We start from the raw sequence: 23,654 nt of genomic DNA, 5'->3' as shown, positions 1-23,654 counted from the left end.
GAAAAAAACCAGACGGCTTACACCGTCTGGCTTTTGTATTACTTATTGAATGTTTCTTTAACGAATGCGACAACCTCTTCTGTCGTGCTCATAGACAAGATTGTTTCTTTGAATGATTCAGCTTCTTTTTTAGAAAGCTTGCTGATCTGCGTTCTTGCCGGAAGGATGGATGTAGCGCTCATCGAGAACTCATCTAAGCCTAAGCCGAGAAGAATCGGAATCGCAATTTCGTCTCCCGCCATTTCTCCGCACATGCCGACCCATTTGCCCTCTTTGTGAGCGGCTTCAATAACAAGGGTGATCAGACGGAGAATCGCCGGATTGTATGGCTGATACAGATAAGCTACGCGCTCGTTCATGCGGTCAGCAGCCATCGTGTATTGGATCAAGTCATTTGTTCCGATACTGAAGAAGTCAACTTCTGCGGCAAACTGATCTGCGATAACGGCTGTAGACGGAATCTCTACCATCATACCGACTTCAATATCGTCAGAAACCGCTACGCCGGCTTCGACGAGTTTTTCTTTTTCTTCGAGAAGAATCGCTTTCGCCTGTTTAAACTCGTTTACTGTCGCAATCATCGGGAACATGATTTTTAAGTTTCCGTATGTACTTGCACGAAGCAGCGCACGAAGCTGAGTTCTGAAGATTTCTTGCTCTTCAAGGCAAAGGCGGATGGCTCTGTAGCCTAAGAACGGGTTCATTTCTTTAGGGAGCTGCAGGTAAGGAAGCTCTTTGTCGCCGCCGATATCCAATGTCCGCACGACAACTGATTTTCCTTTCATACGCTCAAGAACCGTTTTATAAGCGTCAAACTGCTCGTCTTCCGTCGGAAGCTGGTCGCGTCCCATGTAAAGGAATTCCGTACGGTAAAGCCCTACAGCTTCTCCTCCGTTTTCAAGAACGCCTTTTACATCGTCAGGTGTGCCGATATTTGCGGCAAGCTCTACATGATGGCCGTCTTTAGAAACAGTCGGTTCATTGACGAGCTTCGCCCACTCAGCTTTTTGCGCCAGGTAAGCACTGTGCTTTTCTTCATATTTCTTTAACGTTTCACTGGAAGGATCGATGATCACATCACCATCGATGCCGTCTACGATTACCGTAACACCGTTTTCAATTGTCCCTGTAGCCGCTTTTGTGCCGACGACAGCCGGAATTTCAAGCGAACGGGCCATGATCGCGGAGTGTGAAGTGCGTCCGCCGATATCAGTTGTAAAACCTTTTACAAACTGACGGTTTAATTGCGCCGTATCAGACGGTGTCAAATCTTCAGCCACGATAACAACCTCTTCTGAGATCATGCTCGGGTTCGGAATTTCCACGCCCAGCAGGTGCCCTGTCACACGTTTTGTTACGTCACGGATATCCGCCGCACGCTCTTTCATGTATTCGTTATCCATTGATTCAAACATAGTAACGAACATGGAAGCTGTTTCTTTCAAAGCGAATTCAGCATTGACTGAATCTGTGCTGATTTTCTCCTTTACCGGGTTCAACAGCTCAGGATCACTCAGAACTAAAAGGTGCGCGGAGAAAATGTCAGCTTTGTCTTGTCCCAGTTCTTTTAAAGCATGCTCTTTAATTTTTTCAAGCTCTTCTTTAGAACGTACAATCGCTTCATCAAAACGGCTTACTTCAGCCGCAGCATCAGCAATGTTTTTCTTTTCAACCGTTAAGTCCGGCTCTTCAAGCCGGTATGCTTTCGCAATCGCAATTCCGGCTGAAGCGCCTATTCCTTTTAATTCTTGCATTACTCGCCGAGTCCTTCGCTTTTCATTGTTTCTTCTAAAGCGTTAAGAGCATCGTTTTCGTCAGCGCCTGAAGCGGAAATTGTGATTTCAGCGCCTTTAGCAATACCTAGAGACATAACGCCCATGATTGACTTAAGGTTTACTGTTTTGCCGTTATATTCTAAGTTTACGTCAGCATCGTATTTGCTTGCAGTCTGTACAAGAACTGTCGCAGGACGAGCGTGGATTCCGGAATCTGCTGTTACTTTAAATGTTTTTTGTGCCATGATTATCATTCTCCTTTAAATTAAAGCTATTTTACTACACAATATTATATCATACAGCCGTACTTGTCATCTGACAAGCACGGCGTATTTATATGCTTATTTTCCGATTTTCACAATATCTTTTTGTTCCCGTTTTACGGTACCTTCGGCCGAAAGGGAAATCGCTTCACCCTCGGCAAGATTTGTAAAGACAATCGGTGTCATTAATGAAGGAACATGAGGTTTAACCGCTTCAAGATCAACTTCAAGCAGCTTTTGTCCCGGTTCAACCCGGTCACCCTCAGAAACAAAAGAAGTGAATCCTTCGCCTTTCAGGCTGACTGTGTCGATTCCGAAATGAATGAGGATCTCTCTTCCGCCGTCAGACTGAAGGCCGATCGCATGTTTTGTCGGGAAAACATTCAGCACTTTTCCGCGGACAGGCGATACGACGATTCCTTCTTCAGGAAGAATCGCAAAACCGTCGCCCATCATTTTTCCTGAGAACACCTGGTCAGGCACATCGGTAATCGGATGGATTTCGCCGGTGATCGGAGAAGCGAACACTTCTTCACCCTGCTCGTTTCGGAGCGGATCTGCGATAACCTCTTCAACCTGCTGGCTGACTTCTTCTTGCGCGGATACTTTCGGTTCAGGGCGCGGCGTGCGTCCGGCGATAATATCCTGCATCTGTGTTTTTAAACCGTCAGAACGCGGGCCGAAAATGGCCTGAATATTGTTTCCGACTTCAAGAACGCCTGAGGCGCCAAGCTGTTTGAGACGGGCCTTATCCACTTTCTTCTGGTCGTTGACCGTAACGCGAAGTCTCGTGATACAAGCGTCAAGGTGCTTAATGTTTTCCTGATCACCCATTGCCTGCAGGATTTCATAAGGAAGGTCGCCGGCTTCGCCTGAGGCGCCCGCACCTTCATCCGCAGCCTCTTCTTCACGGCCCGGCGTTTTCAGATTGAACTTTCTGATCGCAAACCGGAAACCGAAGTAGTAAATGACGGCTAATCCTAAGCCGACCGGAATGACAAGCCACCAAGCCGTCCGGTTAGGCAGAATTCCGAACAGGAAGTAGTCAATCAGACCGCCTGAGAAGGTCATACCGATTTTTACATGCAGCAGCTGCATAACCATAAAGGAAAGTCCCGCGAATACGCAGTGAATCGCAAACAGGATAGGAGCCACAAACAAGAATGAGAATTCAAGCGGCTCGGTAATTCCCGTTAAGAAACTTGTCAGAGCGGCAGAACCCATGATTCCGGCTACAAGTTTTTTCTTTTCAGGCTTCGCTTCATGATAGATTGCAAGCGCTGCCGCCGGAAGACCGAACATCATAAACGGATATTTCCCCGTCATAAATGTTCCCGCCGTCAGCTGTACGCCGTCTTTGATCTGAGCCATGAAAATCCGCTGATCTCCGCGGATGATGTCTCCGGCCGCATCTTTATAGCTGAAAAATTCATACCAGAACGGCGAGTAGAAAATGTGATGAAGACCGAACGGAATCAATGACCGCTCAATCATCCCGAAAATAAAGGCCGCCAAGGTTGGATTCGCTTCCACAAGACCCGTGGAGAAAGAATTCAGACCGTGCTGGATCGGAGGCCAGATCACTAACATAATAAGACCGAGAATTAATGCGGAAATCGATGTGATAATCGGGACGAACCGCTTACCCGCAAAGAATCCGAGGTACTGCGGAAGTTCAATTTTATAAAACTTGTTGAACAATAACGCGGCCAGAACCCCGACGATAATACCGCCGAACACGCCCGTCGCCAAAGTGGGTATCCCCAGCATGTTAATATAGGCCGGATGGTTTTCCGCAAAAAACTTTGCCCGTTCAATTTTGTCAGACGGAATACTGCCGTTTGCCATAAGCACGGCGCTCATGGATACGTTCATGACCAAGTATCCGATAATAGCCGCGATTCCGGCAACACCGTCTCCGTTGGCAAGACCGATCGCAACCCCTACTGCAAAAAGAAGCGGCAGGTTGTCAAATACGATTTGGCCGGCGCTTTCCATGACATTCGCCACAAGCTGAACGTTATCATTGCTTAAGAAGTGCATGACTTGAATCATATCTTTGTTCTGCATGGCATTCCCTAACGCAAGCAAGATCCCCGCAGCCGGTAAAATCGCAACCGGAAGCATAAGAGCACGGCCGATTTTCTGGAGAACGCCGAATAATGCTTTAAACATAAAAGATGTACCTCCTCTGTTAGCTAGTGTGACCTTACAGCGAAAATTCATGACAACGAATTCACTGGCGCAAGTCTTCAGTTTAACCGTTTACATTTGCCCTTTTACACAACAAAAAAGGCATGAGTAAAAAGGGTGTGCAAAATAACGGGACCGTTCTTCCCGTTTTTTACCCTCAATCACTCATGCCTGATCGAATCAGTGACACGTTTTTAAGGTTTCAACTGAAATTATGAAATTTTATTGGTTAATCGGTACAAATGAAGCGTGAGATAAACCGCTTCCGCCTCATGAACTGGTTTTTTCAGTATTTGCTGCAAGATTTTTATCAGTTTCCAAGCAGTATTGTAGCATAGCGGGTATTCATTTTTCAATAATAACATTAACTTTTCTGGTTCTTTTGTCTGCTCTTCCCGATTAATCCTGTCTATGGTAAATCTGATATGCCGGATCAGCCGCAAATAGTGGACGCTTTCTTTATTCACTTTCATCTGGAAAGATTCCTCAATCACCTGAACGAGCCGGGACATCAGCTGTGAATGCTGATTGACCTCTGAAAGGGGCCGATTCGTCAGGGCGGAGTGGATATGCAGAGCGATAAAGCCGATCTCCCCTTCCGGAAGGCAGATTCCCGTCTTTTCATTAATCATGCCGACGACTTCACGGGCAATTTGGAATTCTTCCGGATAAAGCGTTTCGGTTTCCATGAGAAACGGGTTTTTAATGTCAAAACCCTGCTGCAGCCGCTTTACCGCAAAGGCGATATGGTCAGTCAGCGCAATATGGATATGCTCATTTAACGGTTGGCTTGTCCGCTTCTTGATATGATAAATGACGTCATTGGAGATGTCGACAAGTGTCTCGTCCACATAACCGAGGAGCTTTTTAAATTGTTTTTGTTCTTTTTCATCCTTTAAGATGAACATCTTGTCATACCCTTTATCTTCAATGACATCCGCTTGTTTTTTTCCAAAGCCGATCCCTTTTCCGATTAAGACGACCTCACTGTATCTATCATGTGTTGCGATGAGCACATTGTTATTTAATACCTTTTCAACTGTAAAGGACCCCTTCATGATCCTCAGCTCCTTTGTCATTCAATACCTCATATCGTACAAAACGAACGGAAAGCGCGTCAATTCTTTTTTTAGACGGTTGATCGTTCAATAAGGCGGTAATCAAGAACTTTCCTTGCCGGAGGCCCGCCGCTGATCCGGTTCTCAAGCATGTGAAAAGCCTGCTTTCCCATTTCTTTTGTTTGTATATCTATTGTGGAAATACCTAACATCTTGCTGATATCATGATTGTCGATGCTCAAAATCGCAAGCTCTTCCGGGATGCGCGTCCCATTTGCCTTGGCTTCAAGGTAAAGACCTGCGGATACTTGATCATTCGCCGCAAACAGCGCAGTCGGTTTGTCATCCCAGCTCTTCCATTTATGAAAAAGGGCTTTCCCGTCAAGCAGCGTCAGCGCCTTTTCCACAACCAGCTCTTCCCTGTAAGGCTGCCCGATCTTCTTGAGCGCCTCTTTGTATGCGGCAATGCGTACTTGACTGTTTTTTCCCTTTTTTCTGGCCAGGCTGATCGCTATTTTCCGGTGTCCTTTTTCTATCAGATAATCCAGACCGTGCCGAAATGCTTCCCGATGCGGATTACTGATGGAGGAAAGCCCTGCCGCATCAGTGTACTGGCAGAGGATGAGCGGTTCTTTCACGATAAGCAGATGTTCATCAGGAATTGCTTTGGAGCAGATAATCAGGCCGTCCACTTGGCGCTCCTGTAACTGTGATAAGGCAAAACGTTCTTTTTGCTGCTGATAATCTGTCTGGTATAAAGAAAGATGCACGCCTGACGCTTCGGCAGCCTCGGCAATACCTGCAACAAGGTCCGCAAAATACGGAAGATTCACCGACGGAAGCACAACGCCGATCATATCGGAAAAACCTTTGGATAAATGTACAGCATGAATGTTGCGCGTATATCCGAGCGATTGCATCGCTTTTTTCACTCTTTCTCTTTTGTCCTTACTTACATAAGGATGATCGTTTAAAACTCTTGATACCGTTGTAACAGAAACCCCGGCAGCGCCGGCAATGTCTCTGATCGTAGCCATGGCGTCCCCCCTTTCTTTTTTTCCCTTGATCTGGAATGCGTTTCATACAGTAAGCTAGAAACAGATACATCCTATTCGTTTGAAAGGAGAAGAACAGCGATGGGGATTCTTTGCTTAATCGGTTTGTGTCTGGCCATAGTCGGCGGCAGTTACCTTGCCCTGCGGCCCCTGAATGAAAAGCATGACATCAAACCATTTCAGCATTTTGATGATTTTTTCATTTAAAAGGTGATAAAAAAGGACGCTGCGTTCCAGAACCGTCCTTTTTTATCACAAAGCTTTCTATTTCAGAATCGTTAATTCTTTCGGATACTGCGTTAATGCTTCGGCGCCGTCTTTTGTGACGAACACATCGTCTTCAATGCGCACGCCGCCGACATCCGGCACGTAAATCCCCGGTTCTATCGTGTAGACCATGCCTTCTTTGAGGAGTGTGTCGTTCGCGCTGCTCATTGATGGGTATTCGTGAACCGAAATCCCGAGTCCGTGGCCGAGGCGGTGCGGGAAATAGTCTCCGTATCCGGCTTTTTCAATAATGCCGCGGGCTTTTAAATCGAGATCGCCGATTCTGACGCCTGGTTTGCTTAATTGAAGCGCCGCCTGTTCCGCTTTAAGCACCGTTTCGTAAATCTCTTCCTGTTTCGGGCTGATTGATTGGTATGCGAATGTTCTCGTAATGTCTGAACAGTAGCCGTCAAGAATAACGCCCAGATCAAACAGAACGAAATCGCCTTTTTTCAACCGGTCTGCACCCGGATTCCCATGGGGCTGGCCTGATTTTTCCCCGAACAGCACCATCGTTGAAAATGACATGCCCTGCACACCTTTTTTCTTCAGCTCAAACTCAATCTGCGCGAGTACTTCGGTTTCACTCACACCCTCTTTAAGCGCCGCGACACCGACTTCAACTCCGTAATCCGCGAGTTTTGCCGCTTCCCTGAGAATGCTGATTTCCTTCTCATCTTTCACGAGACGGAATTGGTTGAGCGTTTCTTCTGCCGAAACAAATGCCGCGCCCCCTGAAGCTTGTTTGAGCTGTTCTGAGCGGGAAAGAGAGATCGAATCCTTTTCAACCGCGATGGAATCAAGCCGCACATTTCGTTTTGTGAGCTCGGCTTTGATCAGCTCCCACGGATCTTCGTGATCGCCGTAGCCGATAATATCATGCTCCCACCCGGCGCTGCGGGCTTGTCCGGCTTCCATTCCCGGACAAACGAAAAACGGCTCCTGTTCCTGAAACAGGAACAATCCCATTAACCGCTCATGCGGATCCGTGTAAAAATCAGTTAAATAAAATACGTTTTCCTTTGTATGTATAAACGCCGCATCATGTCCTTCTTTTTTCAGCCAAGATGAAACACGTTCTAATCTGTTCATTTTCTGCTTTTCCTCCTTACCAAAGTGACTCTTTATTCATTCTATCAGTTTTCCGGCGTTTATGCTGTGAACGAACATTAAAAAAACAGCCGCCCGATGTGCGGCTGTCATGTTTATTTTAATAATCTCAGTCCGTTCAGAATGACCAGAATCGTGCTCCCCTCATGCCCGATCACGCCAAACGGCAGTTCCATCACCTGCAGAAAGTTGGCGCAGATCAAAAGGCAGATGACCGAGAGCGAGAAAACAATATTCTGCTTAATAATCCGGTTCATTTTCCTTGAGAGTCTGCACATTTTCACAAGCTTGTGAAGATCATTTTTCATAAGGACTAAGTCAGCCGTTTCAAGGGCCACGTCCGTTCCCCCGCCCATCGCAATACCGACGTCAGCGGTTTTCAGAGCGGGCGCGTCATTAATGCCGTCCCCCACCATGGCGATTGTGCCGTACGTTTCTTTCAGCTTCTTCACTTCTTTTGCCTTTTGGTCCGGCAGACAATCGGCAACAACCGTCGTCATGCCCGCCTCTTTTGCAATGGCAGCCGCAGTTTCAGACTGATCGCCGGTGAGCATGGCTGTTTTAATGCCCAGTGATTCAAGCTCAGCCATCACGGCTTTGGCTTCAGGTCGGATTTGATCCTTTAAGGCAAAGCAGCCCGCAATCCGGTCATCTTTTTTAACAAAGACCAGTGTAAAACCTTTATCCTTTAATTCTTTTCCCGATGTCTGCAAAAAAGCATCTGCCGCATCTTCACCTGCAAACCCCGCTTTTCCGACCATCCATTTGACGCCTTCTATTTCAGCCTGAACACCGAATCCGGACGTCTCGTCAATCGATAGATGTCCTGCGGGCGCGGCGCCCCGGCTTTCGGCAAATTCAGCTATCGCTTTTGCAAGAGGGTGGCTTGATTGCTTTTCCATTGCATACACCGCCTGCATGATCTCATCTTCACTTACATGTTCCGCAGCTTGAAATGCCGCGACTGCCGGCTGTCCCTTTGTGACCGTGCCGGTTTTGTCAAATGCGATCATCCGTACGCTTCCCAGCTGCTCTAAAAACACACTTCCTTTAACCAATAATCCGTTGCGGGCACCATTTGAGATAAGGGAAAGCGCAGCGGGCATAATAGAAGCGACAAGTGCGCACGGGGAGGCGACCACCATAAACACCATCGCCCTGTAAAAGGTTTCACTCCAGCTCCAGCCTAAAGCGAAATGAGGAATGAATAAAAGCAAAGCCACGGCTAACAGCACGCCTTTGACATAGACACTTTCGAACCGTTCAATAAATGCCTGAGCCGGTGACACGCTGTTTTGGGCTGATTCCACCAGCCGAATGATTTTTCTGAATAAAGACTGTTCATTTGTTTTCGTCACACGAACCGTTAAGGAGCCGTTTCCGTTTACCGTTCCTGTAAACACAGAATCTCCGGCTGTTTTTTCCGCCGGCATCGCTTCACCCGTAAGCGCCGATTCATCGAGGCTCGTCACGCCAGACTCAATGATCCCGTCTGCTGCTACGCGTTCGCCCGGCTTAATGACGATCATGTCACCGATCTTAAGTTCAGCAGCCGGCACCCGCTTTTCCCGTCCGTCCGCAAGCAGTGTCGCTTCCTCCGGTTCCAGTTTCATTAAAGATGTTAAATCACGGCTGCTTTTATTCATCGTATATGTTTCGAGCGCGCCGCTTAACGAAAAAATAAAGATAAGAACAGCGCCTTCAGCCCAATAACCGATCAGGGCGGAGCCGACAGCAGCAAAAATCATCAGCAGTTCCACATTTAACGCCTTCGTCTCAATGGTATCCTCAATTCCCTCTTTCGCTTTTGCAAATCCCCCGATCAGGAAGGCAAGGATATACAAAGTGACGGACAGGCCTTTTGTTTCGGTAAAAAACCAGGCCGCAAGAATAAGGACGCCGGATACGAGCGCCGCAATGAGTTCTGCATGCTGGAGCCACTTTTTTCCGGCCCGCTCTTCTTGTATGTGCTGTTGTGAATGGGTTTGTGTCATCACTTGTTCATTCATTATGAATTCTCCTCTCTAATTGAGAACGCAAATCATCTTCAATTCCCCGATAAAAGCAAAACAGCCGCCTGACAGGCAGCATTTTCACAGTGTTATCGCAGTGTTTTCTTTATTATAGCATGCCGGCGGAAGATTTCAATTATAATTGTTTTAATTTCTTTTTGATAATAATTATCATTAGTGTTTCTTCAGCTGTTCATTATATGCAAAAAAGGTGCGGGAGGAATTCCTCCCGCACCTTTTTATTTCTCTGACCATTCTTTTAATTGTGAGGCGGTCATCGGACCGACGATCTTTTTTTCGATTTCTCCTTTTTCATTCAGCAGAAATGACGTGGGAATCGTCATGACATCGTATTCCTTCATAAGCTCGCCTTTCGTGTCAAGAACAATCGGGAAAGTGAGATGGTGCTGACTGACAAAGTTTTGAACGGAATTTTTATTTCGCTCGGCATTCATCAAATTTACCGTTACAAGGCTTACATCACCGGACTGATGCTGTTCATAATACGTTTGGAACTGAGGCAGTTCTTTTTTGCACGGCGGACACCACGATGTCCAAAAATGCAAAATCGTTTTCTGCCCTTTATTCGGAATCGATATCTCGTCTCCTTCAATCGTCTTCATCAGAAACACGGCGGGAACTGCCTGTTTTTCTGATGAGGCTTTTGCTTCAGGCATCCAGACGGCGGCAGCTATCAAAAGGACTGCACATACAATTAGGCGGTTTTTATGCATATGATCTTCCTTTCACGCGTTTCGGATAGCTTGCCCTTCCTTATTGAAATGTATCAGCCTTTTCAGCTTTCGATCCGGGGCGCTGTTCTTCCGCCGCCCGTCAAAAACACGGAGACACCGAGGTCTTTGCAGATCGTCGCGTAATGTAAACTTGTCAGAAGAATCATGCCGGTATTCATGCCGAGTATAATGCCGAGCATTTGCAATTCCGGCATAGAACCGAGCACATACATCATCGAAAGCCCTACAATGCTGCTCCATACGTTATGATAAAACGCCGTTTTCACGTGGCCGATACCGATCAGACAGGCCTGAAGCGGCATCACAAACAGGTGAAAAAGAAAAAACGGCCACAAAAGCTGCAAATAATACTGCGCTTCCGGAGACTGAAAAAACAAATGGGTCAGCGGGCCCGCGAACTGAAACATGACCCAGACTGCCGGAATGCCGTAGCCGAATGTAATAAAAATCGCTTGTCTCAGCCGTTTTAGCACAATATCATATTGGGACAGCGCATACGCTTCTGAAATGCTGGGAATCATGACGACCATCAGCGAATGGGCGATAAATGCGGGAAACGAACCGATTGTCATCGCTACACCGGCAAGCATGCCGTATTGATCAATCGCGGCTGTCCCGGCTGCCCCGGACGCCAGCAGCGCTCCTTTCACTAAAAAGGGTTCAATGGCGTTTGTCACTGCATGAAATATACGAAGTCCCGTTGTCGGGATGGATACGGCCAGGAGGCGTTTCCGCACGTCTTTCCCGCGAAGATGAATGTGCTGATGGCCGGAAAGCGCCCTCCGCGCCAAAATAAACTGCGTATACAAGTAAACGAACACCACGACATCGCTTGCGACCAGCACAAATAATGAAATGAGCACGGCCATATCAATTTCAAAAGAGTACCATTGAAAAAAGATAAACAGACAAAGCACTTGAATGATTTTTTTCATGACATTCGCAACCGCGATTTTTCCCATTTGCTGCACACCCATAAAATAACCTCTGGCGATGGATGTAAAAGCGACGACTGGAATCAGCCCGATGACAATCCCTTTAATAAACGGGTGATACGTATCGAATACAGGAATGAACGGCAGCGCGATGCTTGCGGCCGCGGTTGAAAACGCGGTAAAAACGGCGGTCATTCTGAAGGCATGCCGGAGCATGCTTTCATGCAGCTTCTGATTGGATTCCGCGATGAATTTTGAAATGGAGATCGGAAGCTCCAGACTGGCGATGACGATAATTAAAAAAATGGTGGGCAGAATGCTCATGTAAAGTCCCATCCCATGCTCGCCAAGCTCCCGCGCCAGTATCATATTCACGACAAATTCCAGACATTCCGCGAAAAAGGCGGCGATGGATAAAAGAATGATCCCTTTCACAAATCGATTCATGGTGTCTCTCCTTGTCTCTCGTTCTTCCATCATCATATGAGACAAGTTCTGAAAATATTTTCGATTTCTCAAAATTGAAAAAAGCATAGCCGGGACATTTTTGATCCCGCTATGCTTACATCGCAAATACGTGTCTGCCGATCCGTTCGATAATTTTTCGGGAACGGATCCAGTGGTCAGATGCCGTTTTCGGATTGTAGAAAAACAACGCGTTCGTTTCTCTGCCCGGATGGTCAAGCGCCTCATTTGCGGCGGCGATGGAATCCTTATCCGGCTTTTGATTAATGCTTCCGTTTGCTACCGGTTCAAATGCATTCCTTTGATAGATCACGCCCCGAATGGTATCCGGGAAGCCGTTTTTTTCAGTGCGGTTCAGCACTACGCTGGCTACCGCAACCTTCCCTTTATAAGATTCACCTTTCGCTTCTGCGTGAACGAGCCGTGACAGAAGTTGTCTGTCAGCGCGGGAATACGTTTTTTTCGGCGGCTGATAAGCCGTCTCCTCCGGTTTTGCTTTCTTCTCTTGGTGAGATGACAGCTTTATCGGTTGGATAGAATGCTTATGATCCGTTTTTGAAAGCTTCGGAACCGAGCTTTTTTTATTTAAATCAGCAACCAGTGTGCTGGGTTCTTGCTTTGGCTTCTTCGCAAAAGTAAACAGAGCTTCTGTATGTTCAATTTTTGATGCAGGCATAAAACATAGAAAAAAGACTGCCAAGGCAGCAAATTTTGTCGTCATACGATTTCCTCCTTAAATACTTCACTACCTTAACAAGAGCTGTGCGCAAATTCACGGTTAAAGATTTTCCAGTGCTCCCAATCAGCTTTTATGATGGAAGAAGTTCGTTAACAGCCTTGTTATTGGCAGGAAAACAGCCGTCATTTTCACAACATTAACCAAATAGCAGTAAAAGTATCCATCGGAGGGATTTTACATTTTGTTTACACGTGTTACAGCCAGATGAAATGAGAAACCAAGAAACAAAAAAAGACTCCTCAAGTGCGAGGAGCCGTCAGCTTCTTGGCTGTTCTAAATACTGGAAAACAACATCTCCGCCCTGCTGTGCAATACCGCGGAAATGCTTAAAATCTTCCTGCTTCGATAAAACTGCTCGAAATGCAAGAAAATGTTCTTTCTGCACCCTGAATTCTTTGATTTCACCGGTGCGCATTTGGTTGATACGTTCTGAAATTTCCTCAGGCAGCAACGAACACAGCCTCCTTTTCTCGGCTTTTTCCCGAAAATCAATATACCATCTTTCCCCTGCCGGGACAATGATTGAGCGGGCTGATACCCATATCGCTTTACTTCTTAAAGAAAATACTGCAAAATATTTTCAAACAGGATTTATGATAAAGGAGAGGAAGCTCGTGAAAATTGCTAAGGTTGGAAACGTCATTGAATTTAAAAACGGATTAACCGGTATTGTTGAAAAAGTAAATGAAAACTCCGTCATCGTTGATGTAACCATCATGGATAATTATCGTGACCTTGAATTAGATTCCCTCACTGTCGTCAACCATAAGAATTATAAAATCATCAGAGACTCCTATTAAACCCCCCGAACATCCGAACCATTTACATATCCCGCACAAAAGCTGCCGCCCGGCAGCTTTTTCAAATGAATTCAGATCTCGGTCATTTCTACAAAAAAATCACCTGTCTCATCTTTATTGTAAAGATTTGTGACGGATGTATAGTGGTTGGTTATTTTACCGCGGAATTCAAGCCCACGCTCGGGCGCCTTGATGTCAAATGTTTTTTCATACAAAAGGACGGCAATATCATGATACGTTTCAGAGGTCACCTTCAATACAAATGAAATCATGCGGCCGTTTTTGCCCGCACTTTCTTTACAATCATACATTTTCAGCCTTACACCGTTTAACTCTAACGGCTCCATAACGAACACTCCTTCTTTTTACAGGACATGCTATCATGCTGACCATTCCTTTACAATTGATCCGCTCCGAATGAGAAAAAACAGCGCAGGCCTTTACAAACATACGTTCCCTATTTTATAATGAAACAGACGAGCTGCCATCCAGCACCCGTCACGTATTGAAGCGGCGAGTACGCTCCCCCCGGGTTTACTCGTCTTTTTCTTTTCTCCAGATGATTTCTCTTTTCATCATACAAGGTCTGTGCGGATATCATGCACCTTTTTGGCTGCGCGGCCCAGACGAAAAATACCCCCGCTTAAAAGGCGGGGGTATTTAGGTTATATTCCGAGACCGTACCCCGTCTGAAAATTAACGGTTGACAATCGTCTCCGGATACATATCATGATTCATCATCCGATGTTCGGCCATTTTTTCATATTTTGTTCCCGGTCTGCCGTAGTTTGTATACGGGTCAATGGAGATTCCGCCTCTAGGCGTGAATTTACCCCATACTTCAATGTAGCGGGGGTCCATTAATTCGATCAAATCATTCATGATGATGTTCATGCAGTCCTCGTGGAAGAAAAGGCAGGTCAAAGTCTTGTCCCATAAGTACTTGCTCTAGCATTAATCATGAAGTCACACCAATTTCACACCTTACCAAACGATTGATTTTAACCTTTTTTGGGGACTATTTGTAATCTCTGCGCAGTGAAATTATACCTGTGCTAGCCCGCCATCTACGAACAATTCAACACCCGTCAAGTAACTGCTTTCGTCTGAAGCAAGGAAAGATACAGCGTTTGCTACTTCTTCAGGGGTCCCAACTTTTCCAGCTGGAACAGTATTTCTGGTATTTTCCATTGCTCCTTCAAGTGCATCACCAAAAAGCTCATCGTATGCAGGTGTAAGAATAACTCCTGGACTAACCACATTTACACGGATTTCAGTACCTTTTAGGTCAAGAATCCAGTTGCGAACTAGTGCTCTTAATGCTGCTTTAGATGCTCCATATACACTAAACGCTGGGTTGCCAATTGATCCAGCAGTAGATCCCGTTACAATAATAGAACCTACTTTGTCCGGGAATAGTGATAACGCTTTTTGAACAGTAAAGATGGTTCCTTTAACGTTAATGTCGAACGTTCTATCAACCTGCTCTTCAGTAATTTCACCTAATGGAAGGAAGTTGCCGGTGCCTGCATTAGCAAAAAGAATGTCCAACTTACCTTTTTCCTGCTTTATCATGTCATATAGTTTGTCTAAGTCTTCTAGCTTAGAAATATCACCTTGAACACCGGTTACGTTCTTGCCAATTTGGTTAACAGCTTTATCAAGTTCGTTTTGTCTACGTCCCGTGATATAAACATATGCACCTTCGTTTACAAATTTTTGTGCTGCAGCAAGACCAATCCCACTTGTTCCACCCGTTACAAGCGCTATTTTACCTTCAAATTTACCCATACTTAACACTCCTTTAGAATTGATTTTATTTTATGTCTAGTACCTTTAAGTACTTGAAGAACAACTTACAAGATATAGTATCCTTCAGTAAGCACATTATCGGAAGTACCCACTTTTTTGTGATATAGTAACTAAAAAGTAATAAATGTGGAATGGAGAGCTTTAGACATGAAAAAATTTAGCTGTGGGTTTGAAGTGACAAAGGAAGTTATTGGCGGAAAATGGAAAGGCCTTGTATTATACTTTTTAATGAATGGACCAAAGAGAACGAGTGAATTAAAGCGCATGATCCCAAATATAACTCAGAAAATGCTGATTCAAACACTTAGAGAGCTTGAAGCCAGTGGACTTGTGAGCAGAAAGATGTATAATCAAGTACCGCCGAAGGTTGAATATTCATCCACTGAACTTGGAGAATCTCTTAAACCTATCTTGCAGGAGCTCTGTCAATGGGGAAGCCATTATGCGGAGCAAGAGTATGCAGAAGGTGAATATGAAATTGTACGTTAGGATTGATGTAGCTGCTGAAGTAAATGCTAAACAACTTCAATACCATCGCCTAACAGATGAAGAACAGTCAGAAATAAATGAGATATTCAATTTTGAAAGTGAAGTTCTAATAAGAAGTGTCACGGACTATATTCAGGAAAACTTTGATGAAATTTAAAAAAGAGCTGTTTCAAATGTTAAAGAGAAGGTTCAGAAACTTAGCCAAAAAATAAATGAAGATATTGATAATAATATTTAATGCCTATGATCTCTAGATAGGCATTTTTTCTTTCGGATAAAAAAGAAAAGACGTACAAATTGTACGCCTTAATCTGCTTCTGTACTATCAATTTTTCACTGCATAAAAGTCACAGTTCAGGTTGCACCTCAGGTCACACTTTTTAATACAATTCCCATGAGTAGAGCCATTTTCAGGTGTGACTTTTCCCACTTTTAGTGTGACCGGGTCACACTCCGATCACTTCGGGTCATACTTCGCTGTGACTCGGTCACAATTCCGCTGAAAATCAGCACTGAATGTTCGGATTTTACTGTGACTTCACTTCGTTTCACACTCCGTATCACACAACGGAATAATTACCGATTATCAATCGTCTCCGGGTACATATCATGATTCATCATCCGATGTTCGGCCATTTTTTCATATTTTGTTCCCGGTCTGCCGTAGTTTGTATACGGGTCAATGGAGATTCCGCCTCTAGGCGTGAATTTGCCCCATACTTCAATGTAGCGGGGGTCCATTAATTCGATCAAATCATTCATGATGATGTTCATGCAGTCCTCGTGGAAATCTCCGTGGTTGCGGAAGCTGAAAAGATACAGCTTCAGCGATTTGCTTTCCACCATTTTTTCGTCCGGAATATAGCTGATGTAGATGGTTGCAAAATCCGGCTGTCCCGTTTTCGGGCAAAGCGACGTAAATTCCGGGCAGTTGAATTTAACGAAATAATCACGGTTCACGTGTTTATTCGGAAATGATTCCAAAACCTCCGGCGCATATTCAAATAAATAGTTTGTCCCTTGATTCCCCAGGAGCGTAACTCCTTCTAATTCTGATTCTTTTCTTGTCATATAAATCTCCCTTTCTATTAAACTCCCCGTTTATTGCCCCAAAGCAATGTATGCAGCTGAGGCAGGACTCTGACGAGATTCAGATCCGAATCGGCTGAAACCTTATCAACGAGTGTTTCGTATTTTCCGAGCAGATGTGCGATCAATGCCCGGTCGTCCGTCGTATGGACGTTATCGTTTCCGACCTGAAGATAAAACGGGATATTCGGATACCGCTTGTGCACGGTTTTCGCGAATTGCAGATCTTCATCATTAAAAATGACGACCTTTAAGCTGACCGCGTTAAGCCTTTCTGCCGCATCAAGCGAAGACACAATGTGATCGAGCTTTGCAAAATCGGTTGTCATCCCCGAACTTGGCGGCTTCGGTGAAATCGTCAGGTCGTTAATCATTGTGAACCAATCCTGATAGACCGTTCCCTGCGTTTCTAAAGCTGCGCGCACCCCGTGCTCTTTCAGCAGCAGAATCAGCGCGTCAAGCTGCTTTAACAGCGCCGGGTTTCCTCCTGAGATGGTGACATGGGAAAAAGCGTCTCCGCCGATTTCTCTCAGCTCGCGGTAAATGTCTTCCGCCGTCATCCAGCGGATATCTTTTTTGGCTGAGCCGTCCCATGTAAAAGCGGAGTCGCACCAGCTGCAGGAGTAGTCGCAGCCCGCCGTGCGGACGAACATGGTTTTCTGGCCGATAACCATGCCCTCCCCTTGTATCGTCGGTCCGAAAATTTCTAATACCGGAATTCCTTTAGCCATTCCTATCACCTTTTTTCGGGCGGTATACGCAATAGCTTGTCGGGGTTTCCCTGACAAAAATCTGCACGCAGACCGGCTGATTCTCCAGTGTTTCGAGGTAGGACTGCACCTTATCGTAAATCGTTTTGGCCACGACCTCGGTCGTCGGCAGTGAATATCTGTCATCATCAGCAGAAAACTCGTCATGGTCATTCAGCAATGTATGGTCATAAGCGCCGTGCACCAATTTCTTCAGCACGCTGAAATTCACGAGAAAGCCCGAATCGTCCAGTTCATCCCCCGCAACTGTAATATTTACTGTATACGTGTGCCCGTGGACTCTGCTGCACGCTCCGGCGCTTTCGCGGGGAATAAAGTGCGCGGCTGAGATGTGCATGTCCTTATTCAACTCAAACGAATAAGGATGCTGAACCTGCGGGTAAATTTGAGAAAGCAATTAGTTCCGCTCTCCTTTCATTTTCATATATTCATCATATCCTTTATTGCGGAGCAGGCATGCCGGGCATTCGCCGCATCCGTCCGCAATGATGCCGTTATAGCAAGTCAGTGTGTTATTCTTTACAAAATCAAGCGCGCCGAGCTCATCAGCAAGTTTCCACGTTTCTGCTTTGTTCAGCCACATAAGCGGCGTATGAATGACGAACGGCTTTTCCATCGCCAGGTTGACGGTGACATTGCAGGATTTGACGAACTCGTCACGGCAGTCCGGGTAGCCGCTGAAATCAGTCTCGCAAACACCGGTGATAATGTGGCGCGCGCCGATTTGATATGCAAGAATCGATGCAAAGGATAAAAATACAAGGTTGCGTCCCGGCACAAAGGTTGTCGGCAGTTCCCCGTCCTTCGCTTCAATTTCGATATCATCTCTTGTCAGCGCATTCGGCGCGAGCTGATTTAAAAGAGACATATCAAGCAAGTGATTTTTGACACCGAGCTTTTCGGCAATCGATTTTGCCACATCGATTTCTTCTTGGTGACGCTGATTATAATGGAATGTAACGGTTTCCACTTCTTCAAAGTTTTGCAAAGCCCATAATAAACAAGTCGTGCTGTCTTGGCCTCCGCTGAACACCACAACTGCTTTTTCTTTTTTCATGTCTTTCTCTCCCTTATCTATCATTCCATAAAAAAAGCGCCTTTTTCGGAGAAGGCGCCCTAAAAAACATAAAAAAACCGTATCCAAGGATACAGCTCGTCCTTAGTTTTTTATAGAGGGTGTAGCTAGAACCTCTCCCGCATCAATACGGATTTTCTTCTTTTTTCACTTTTGCTATCATACCATAATGTTGTTTCCCGTGACAATAAAAAAACAGCCTGAACCCTGTGTCAGGCTGCAAAAGCGGGTTTAAGCCCCGCGTTTTTTTCCCGGAAATACCATCAGCGCAATCCCGATCAGAACAAATAAAGCAGGCCAGAAAACAGAAACCGGAATGATCGGCTGATTCGTCATCATAAAGCAAAGTGCTGTCAAGGTCAGCACCGCAACCGGGATGAGCAGCGCCTTCTGTTTCCCGCCGAACAGCCACAGCTCAAATAAACCGAATGCCGTTGCCAACAGGTAAACAGGCCATGTCACACCGGAGTAGGACCAATTGGTTGCCGTTTCAAAGACAAACAAGATCCCCGTAATCAATAAGATGCCGCCCGGTACAAGAAGTCCCGCGTTTTTGACAGGTTTCGGGCCGAAAATCGGAATGTGAAAAGCGGCGCCCAGCAAAAGAATGAGAGCGGGCCAGCCGCGTTCGCTGATGACTTCATTTGCATTGGTGAATATGCCGAAAATGCCCGCGGCGCACAGAACCGCCGCAGCAGTCAAAAGCCCTCTTTGCCTTCTGCCGAACAGCCAGGCTTCAAACAGGCCGAACGCAACGGCAAAGAGGTAGACAGGCGATGTCACATTTGCGTAAGTCCAATCCGTCAGCGTTTCAAACCATAACAAGCAACCCGTCACAAGCAAAATGCCGCCCGGAATAAGAAGGCCCGATCTTTTTTTCTGCTGCATAAAGGCAGCGGCGTGAAACAAAAGCGCGGCTGCGATGATCAAAAGCGGCCACAGCCCCGTCATCAGCATACCGGCAAAGCATAGTGCTCCCACGGCTGTCAGGATGAAAGCAGGAATCAATACACCTAACTTCCTCCCGCCGAAATACCACAGCTCAAACAGACCGAGAGCAGGCGCCCATATATAAACAGGCCACGTCACGTCTGAATACGTCCATCCCGTTGCCGTTTCAAAACAAAACAGGCAGCCCAGCACAAAAAACATACCGCCCGGAACGAGCAGTCCCGCCTGGTCAGGCGTTTTTTTCGCAAAAATAAATCCAGCGTGAAACCCTGCGGACATTATAATGAAAAGAAACGGCCACGCCGAACCTGCGGATATATGTATAACTCCCGCCTTCTGTAAAAAAAACGCAATGCCGATACAAATAAAAATAAATCCCAATAATACACGACGAGCTTTCATCTCTTACTCCTCCCCATCATTTCCCAATTCATTATACAGAAATGTCAGGAAAAAAGAAGGGGAATTCCCAAAAAATACAGACATTTTCCTTATATCCTTATTTTTCTTTCGGGATTTTTTTGCAAATCAATGCGCCGATGAAAGCGAGGCTCACATACCCAAACACCGGATAAACGGTGGAAATCAGCTGTCCGTAGCCGATTTGGCTGATAATGAAAGCAAACGCCAAAATGCCGCCGTAAATATATGTACTTTTTATATGAAGAAAACTGTTTAATTGTTTTTCCAATCCGTATAAATTGCCGATGACCGACGTAAACACTTCCCCGAAAATAATAAACAAATAAATGATATGAAGCGAACGCGAATACGAATAGACGACTTGAGCCATCGGAATGTCAAACTCCAGCACATCCGGCAGCACCGATAATGATAAAAAGCTCGCGGCAAGCACCAGTGTCAACAGAACGCCGCCAAAATAAGCCCCCCTTCTGATCACCTTCTCTGAAGACATTTCATTCGCAAGCGGCACAAGCACGGCTTGGGCGAGCGATAAATTTAACGCGCCGTAAGAGACGGCGGACAAAAGCCAATTCCACTTGTCAGGCCATACCCATTCGTCCGCGTTTCTCGTGCTTGTAAATACAAATGAATCAGCTGTCACGATAAAAGAGAAGGAAATTAAAAGCGGCACAACCAATATATTGACGCCGAACACACCTTTAACGCCGCTTGTCATGACGGCAAAGCTCAGTACGATCGTCAAAAGGATCCCCGCTTGTGCGGACCAGCCAAGCTGTTCATGAAACAGCGCTCCCGCTCCGGAGAGCATGACAGAGGTCACTCCCAGCAATATAAACATCATAAACATATTAACGGCGCGGCCGATGGACTTGCCAAATAAATATGTGTTCAATTCCTGATAAGATGCTGCATGAATCCGTTTGGAAATGATCATGATTTTGGCGCCTAAATATGTAAACATCAGACCGCTTACCACGATACCGAACAGACCGATCCAGCCAAACTTCAGAAAAAACTCAACGATTTCCCGTCCCGTGGCAAAACCGGCTCCTACAACCGTGCCTACGTATACAAATGCAAGCTGACTTGCAGAACCTTTTGTTTGTCCCATTTCACCCTCCGGCTAAGCGCAGATTTGTCCAGGCCTTTATATATGCTTATGAGACAAGTCGCCCGAAAAGACGAACAAATCGTCCTTCCCCGGAGAAAACAGATTCTGCTCTCTCCTCTAAGCAAAAATATTGAAAGAAAAAAAGGGCCGGCGTATACTCTTCATCAAGAAAGGTCAAAGCATTTCATTTCCTTTCTGACTATATTGGTCAAAAATAATCAAACCTCACAAATATCACTTATCATGCTGTAAACATTTATTTTTCGGGGTTTGAAACAAAACACTTGAAAGTCAAAGAAGGTCAGAGTATACTATTAATCAAAGAAGGTCAAAGTTAAGACCTTATTTTCTAATCCATTTGGTCAAAGATGATCAAACATTTTTCGAGGAGGTTTTGGCAAATGCGTTGTCAACATTGTCAGAAAAACGAGGCGACGATTCGCCTGAACATGCAAGTCAATTCCATTCAAAAACAATTCGTTTTATGTGAAACATGTTATACAGAATTAACCCGAAAACCGGCTATGAGCATGGGGCCGCAATCATTCGGATTCCCGTTTGAGCAAGGTTTCGCTCCCAATCAAAATAAACAGCAGGCCGGCCCTGAAAAAGGCCTGCTCGACGAGCTCGCTCAAAACGTCACAAACGGCGCAAAAGCAGGTCTGATTGACCCTGTGATCGGCCGCGATCATGAAGTGGCGCGCGTAATTGAAATTTTGAACCGCCGGAATAAAAACAATCCGGTGCTGATCGGTGAGCCGGGCGTCGGTAAAACGGCTATTGCAGAAGGCCTCGCGCTTAAAATCGCTGAAGGCGATGTGCCGAACAAATTGAAAAACAAAGAGCTTTACCTGCTTGACGTCGCTTCTCTCGTCGCCAATACAGGGATCAGAGGCCAGTTTGAAGAAAGAATGAAACAATTAATGAACGAATTAAAAGAACGGAAAAACGTCATCTTGTTCATTGACGAGATTCACCTTCTTGTAGGCGCCGGCTCTGCCGAGGGATCAATGGATGCCGGGAACATCCTGAAACCGGCGCTTGCCAGAGGCGAGCTGCAGGTCATCGGGGCGACAACGCTGAAAGAGTACCGCCAGATTGAAAAAGATGCGGCGCTTGAAAGACGCTTCCAGCCTGTCATGGTTCACGAGCCTACAATAGAACAAGCCATCAGCATTCTGGAAGGCATTAAAGATAAATATGAGAAATACCACGGCGTCACATTCAGCAATGAAGCGATAAATGCCTGTGTTACGCTTTCATCCCGTTACATTCAGGACCGCCACCTGCCGGATAAAGCGATCGACTTATTAGATGAAGCCGGCTCTAAGGCGAACCTGGAGCTTGATACCGTAAATGAAGAAGATGCGGCTGAGAGACTCAAAGCAATTGACGCGGAGAAAACAAAAGCGCTTCATGAAGAAAATTATGAGCTTGCCGCGAAACTGCGTGATGAAGAAGCGGCGTTGGAAAAGCAGCTGGCGCATGAAACACCGGCCTCTTCACCTGAAATCGGGGCGGAGCATATTCAAGCCATCATTGAACAGAAAACAGGCATTCCGGTCGGAAAACTCCAGGCTGATGAACAAGTCAAAATGAAGGAACTTGAAGAGCATCTTCATCAGCGCGTCATCGGTCAGGAAAAAGCCGTGAAAAAAGTGGCGAAAGCGGTCAGACGAAGCCGCGCCGGCTTAAAATCCAAAAACAGACCTGTCGGCTCCTTCCTCTTTGTCGGACCGACCGGAGTCGGAAAAACCGAGTTATCAAAGACACTCGCAGATGAACTGTTCGGTACAAAAGATTCCATTATCCGTCTCGATATGAGTGAATACATGGAAAAACACGCCGTATCAAAAATCATCGGTTCACCGCCGGGATATGTCGGACACGATGAAGCCGGTCAATTAACGGAAAAAGTGCGCCGCAATCCGTACAGCATCGTGCTGCTCGATGAGATTGAAAAAGCCCACCCTGATGTCCAGCATATGTTTCTGCAGATTATGGAGGACGGCCGTCTGACAGACAGCCAGGGCAGAACGGTCAGCTTCAAAGATACCGTTTTGATTATGACAAGCAACGCTGGAACCGGCGAAAAACAGGTGAAAGTCGGATTCCAATCTGAAGAGAGCGTCCTGGAAGAACAAACGCTGATTGATTCACTGAGCGCGTTCTTCAAACCGGAGTTTTTAAACCGGTTTGACAGCATCATTGAATTCCAATCCCTGAAAAAAGAACATCTCGTGAAAATCGTCAGCCTGCTTCTCACAGAGCTTGAAGACACATTAAAAGAGCGCGGCATCAGCCTGAGCGTAACGGACGAAGCGAAAGAAAAAATCGCTGAAATCGGCTACCACCCAGCTTTCGGAGCACGCCCGCTCAGAAGAACCATCCAAGAATTGATCGAGGACGAAATGACAGATCTCTTATTGGATAACAACGAAATAAAAGCCTTCCATGTCGTAATGGAAGAGGACGGCATCAAAGTCCGGGCACAATAAGAAAAA

Annotated in this window: 24 protein-coding genes, 1 pseudogene and 1 riboswitch; of the genes and pseudogenes, 5 read left to right on the top strand and 20 right to left on the bottom strand. The window is 45.9% G+C overall.

Annotation, left to right across the window (positions count from 1 at the left end; all coding sequences use genetic code 11):
- Positions 1-38: 38 nt before the first annotated feature.
- From ptsP to ACKTRM_RS06945, 5 genes are all read right to left on the bottom strand, one after another.
- Positions 39-1,754, bottom strand: coding sequence for a phosphoenolpyruvate--protein phosphotransferase (gene ptsP, locus ACKTRM_RS06965; RefSeq protein WP_012117427.1), 1,716 nt, complete (start codon positions 1,752-1,754; stop codon positions 39-41).
- A complete protein-coding gene (locus ACKTRM_RS06960) occupies positions 1,754-2,020 on the bottom strand; it encodes a phosphocarrier protein HPr (protein WP_003154654.1) in 267 nt (88 codons plus the stop codon). Before ACKTRM_RS06960 ends, ptsP begins: the two co-directional genes overlap by 1 nt.
- A gap of 96 nt (positions 2,021-2,116) precedes the next feature.
- Positions 2,117-4,213, bottom strand: a complete 2,097-nt coding sequence (gene ptsG / locus ACKTRM_RS06955) for a glucose-specific PTS transporter subunit IIBC (protein ID WP_007409599.1) — start codon at positions 4,211-4,213, stop codon at positions 2,117-2,119.
- A 230-nt stretch (positions 4,214-4,443) separates the two neighbouring features.
- Positions 4,444-5,310: a glucose PTS transporter transcription antiterminator GlcT gene (gene glcT, locus ACKTRM_RS06950; protein ID WP_012117426.1), complete on the bottom strand. Its 867-nt coding sequence runs from the start codon at positions 5,308-5,310 to the stop codon at positions 4,444-4,446.
- Positions 5,311-5,360: 50 nt separating this feature from the next.
- On the bottom strand, positions 5,361-6,326 hold the full coding sequence (locus ACKTRM_RS06945; protein ID WP_012117425.1) for a LacI family DNA-binding transcriptional regulator: 966 nt from the start codon (positions 6,324-6,326) through the stop codon (positions 5,361-5,363).
- 99 nt (positions 6,327-6,425) lie between these two features.
- Between ACKTRM_RS06945 and ACKTRM_RS06940 the strand changes: the two genes are divergently transcribed.
- Positions 6,426-6,551 (top strand): hypothetical protein, encoded by a 126-nt coding sequence (locus ACKTRM_RS06940; RefSeq protein ID WP_023356867.1) that lies wholly within the window; start codon positions 6,426-6,428, stop codon positions 6,549-6,551.
- Positions 6,552-6,608: 57 nt separating this feature from the next.
- On the opposite strand, the gene ACKTRM_RS06935 is transcribed toward ACKTRM_RS06940, so the two are convergent.
- From ACKTRM_RS06935 to ACKTRM_RS06910, 6 genes are all read right to left on the bottom strand, one after another.
- Positions 6,609-7,703: a M24 family metallopeptidase gene (locus ACKTRM_RS06935; protein WP_007409596.1), complete on the bottom strand. Its 1,095-nt coding sequence runs from the start codon at positions 7,701-7,703 to the stop codon at positions 6,609-6,611.
- 113 nt (positions 7,704-7,816) lie between these two features.
- Positions 7,817-9,730, bottom strand: coding sequence for a heavy metal translocating P-type ATPase (locus tag ACKTRM_RS06930; RefSeq protein ID WP_007409595.1), 1,914 nt, complete (start codon positions 9,728-9,730; stop codon positions 7,817-7,819).
- 242 nt (positions 9,731-9,972) lie between these two features.
- The gene (gene stoA, locus ACKTRM_RS06925; RefSeq protein ID WP_012117424.1) at positions 9,973-10,467 is read right to left on the bottom strand and encodes an endospore biogenesis thiol-disulfide oxidoreductase StoA; all 495 of its coding nucleotides are present in this window, start codon (positions 10,465-10,467) and stop codon (positions 9,973-9,975) included.
- A 62-nt stretch (positions 10,468-10,529) separates the two neighbouring features.
- The gene (locus ACKTRM_RS06920) at positions 10,530-11,870 is read right to left on the bottom strand and encodes a polysaccharide biosynthesis protein (protein ID WP_007409593.1); all 1,341 of its coding nucleotides are present in this window, start codon (positions 11,868-11,870) and stop codon (positions 10,530-10,532) included.
- 115 nt (positions 11,871-11,985) lie between these two features.
- Positions 11,986-12,609, bottom strand: a complete 624-nt coding sequence (locus tag ACKTRM_RS06915) for a cell wall hydrolase (RefSeq protein ID WP_007409592.1) — start codon at positions 12,607-12,609, stop codon at positions 11,986-11,988.
- A 274-nt stretch (positions 12,610-12,883) separates the two neighbouring features.
- Positions 12,884-13,078 carry a hypothetical protein gene (locus tag ACKTRM_RS06910; protein ID WP_012117423.1) on the bottom strand — a complete coding sequence of 65 codons (195 nt, stop codon included), beginning with the start codon at positions 13,076-13,078 and terminating at the stop codon, positions 12,884-12,886.
- A gap of 163 nt (positions 13,079-13,241) precedes the next feature.
- Here ACKTRM_RS06910 and ACKTRM_RS06905 point away from each other — a divergent pair, with 163 nt between their 5' ends.
- Positions 13,242-13,427 carry a YkvS family protein gene (locus tag ACKTRM_RS06905; protein WP_003154669.1) on the top strand — a complete coding sequence of 62 codons (186 nt, stop codon included), beginning with the start codon at positions 13,242-13,244 and terminating at the stop codon, positions 13,425-13,427.
- Between the two features lie 71 nt (positions 13,428-13,498).
- On the opposite strand, the gene ACKTRM_RS06900 is transcribed toward ACKTRM_RS06905, so the two are convergent.
- From ACKTRM_RS06900 to ACKTRM_RS06890, 3 genes and pseudogenes are all read right to left on the bottom strand, one after another.
- Positions 13,499-13,774, bottom strand: a complete 276-nt coding sequence (locus tag ACKTRM_RS06900) for a DUF3219 family protein (RefSeq protein ID WP_012117422.1) — start codon at positions 13,772-13,774, stop codon at positions 13,499-13,501.
- A gap of 349 nt (positions 13,775-14,123) precedes the next feature.
- Positions 14,124-14,336: pseudogene (locus ACKTRM_RS06895) on the bottom strand (7-cyano-7-deazaguanine reductase); the annotation flags it as partial.
- Between the two features lie 135 nt (positions 14,337-14,471).
- Entirely contained in the window at positions 14,472-15,218 is a 747-nt protein-coding gene (locus tag ACKTRM_RS06890; protein ID WP_012117420.1) for an SDR family NAD(P)-dependent oxidoreductase, read from the bottom strand.
- A 168-nt stretch (positions 15,219-15,386) separates the two neighbouring features.
- On the opposite strand from ACKTRM_RS06890, the gene ACKTRM_RS06885 reads away from it, so the two are divergent.
- Positions 15,387-15,728 (top strand): winged helix-turn-helix transcriptional regulator, encoded by a 342-nt coding sequence (locus ACKTRM_RS06885; protein ID WP_012117419.1) that lies wholly within the window; start codon positions 15,387-15,389, stop codon positions 15,726-15,728.
- Positions 15,712-15,885 carry a hypothetical protein gene (locus tag ACKTRM_RS06880; RefSeq protein ID WP_162303987.1) on the top strand — a complete coding sequence of 58 codons (174 nt, stop codon included), beginning with the start codon at positions 15,712-15,714 and terminating at the stop codon, positions 15,883-15,885. Before ACKTRM_RS06885 ends, ACKTRM_RS06880 begins: the two co-directional genes overlap by 17 nt.
- Positions 15,886-16,304: 419 nt before the next feature.
- Here the strand turns inward: ACKTRM_RS06880 and queF are convergent, their stop codons facing one another.
- The 6 genes from queF to ACKTRM_RS06850 form a co-directional block, all read right to left on the bottom strand.
- Complete coding sequence (gene queF, locus ACKTRM_RS06875) at positions 16,305-16,799, bottom strand: preQ(1) synthase (RefSeq protein WP_003154673.1); 495 nt, start codon at positions 16,797-16,799, stop codon at positions 16,305-16,307.
- Between the two features lie 17 nt (positions 16,800-16,816).
- Entirely contained in the window at positions 16,817-17,548 is a 732-nt protein-coding gene (gene queE / locus ACKTRM_RS06870) for a 7-carboxy-7-deazaguanine synthase QueE (RefSeq protein WP_003154676.1), read from the bottom strand.
- The gene (gene queD, locus ACKTRM_RS06865; protein ID WP_007408455.1) at positions 17,541-17,984 is read right to left on the bottom strand and encodes a 6-carboxytetrahydropterin synthase QueD; all 444 of its coding nucleotides are present in this window, start codon (positions 17,982-17,984) and stop codon (positions 17,541-17,543) included. The genes queE and queD overlap by 8 nt, the downstream gene beginning before the upstream one ends.
- Positions 17,985-18,644 (bottom strand): 7-cyano-7-deazaguanine synthase QueC, encoded by a 660-nt coding sequence (queC, locus tag ACKTRM_RS06860; RefSeq protein WP_003154679.1) that lies wholly within the window; start codon positions 18,642-18,644, stop codon positions 17,985-17,987.
- 96 nt (positions 18,645-18,740) lie between these two features.
- Positions 18,741-18,785, bottom strand: a riboswitch (PreQ1 riboswitch).
- A gap of 108 nt (positions 18,786-18,893) precedes the next feature.
- Complete coding sequence (locus tag ACKTRM_RS06855; RefSeq protein ID WP_012117418.1) at positions 18,894-20,015, bottom strand: hypothetical protein; 1,122 nt, start codon at positions 20,013-20,015, stop codon at positions 18,894-18,896.
- Positions 20,016-20,112: 97 nt separating this feature from the next.
- On the bottom strand, positions 20,113-21,150 hold the full coding sequence (locus ACKTRM_RS06850) for a YkvI family membrane protein (protein WP_012117417.1): 1,038 nt from the start codon (positions 21,148-21,150) through the stop codon (positions 20,113-20,115).
- A gap of 401 nt (positions 21,151-21,551) precedes the next feature.
- On the opposite strand from ACKTRM_RS06850, the gene clpE reads away from it, so the two are divergent.
- On the top strand, positions 21,552-23,648 hold the full coding sequence (clpE, locus tag ACKTRM_RS06845; RefSeq protein ID WP_012117416.1) for an ATP-dependent protease ATP-binding subunit ClpE: 2,097 nt from the start codon (positions 21,552-21,554) through the stop codon (positions 23,646-23,648).
- The last annotated feature ends 6 nt before the right edge of the window (positions 23,649-23,654 follow it).

Origin of the sequence: Bacillus sp. D7-8, from assembly GCF_052055895.1 — a bacterium.
Taxonomy (GTDB): domain Bacteria; phylum Bacillota; class Bacilli; order Bacillales; family Bacillaceae; genus Bacillus; species Bacillus velezensis.
This window is presented reverse-complemented; position numbering and strand designations above follow the sequence as displayed.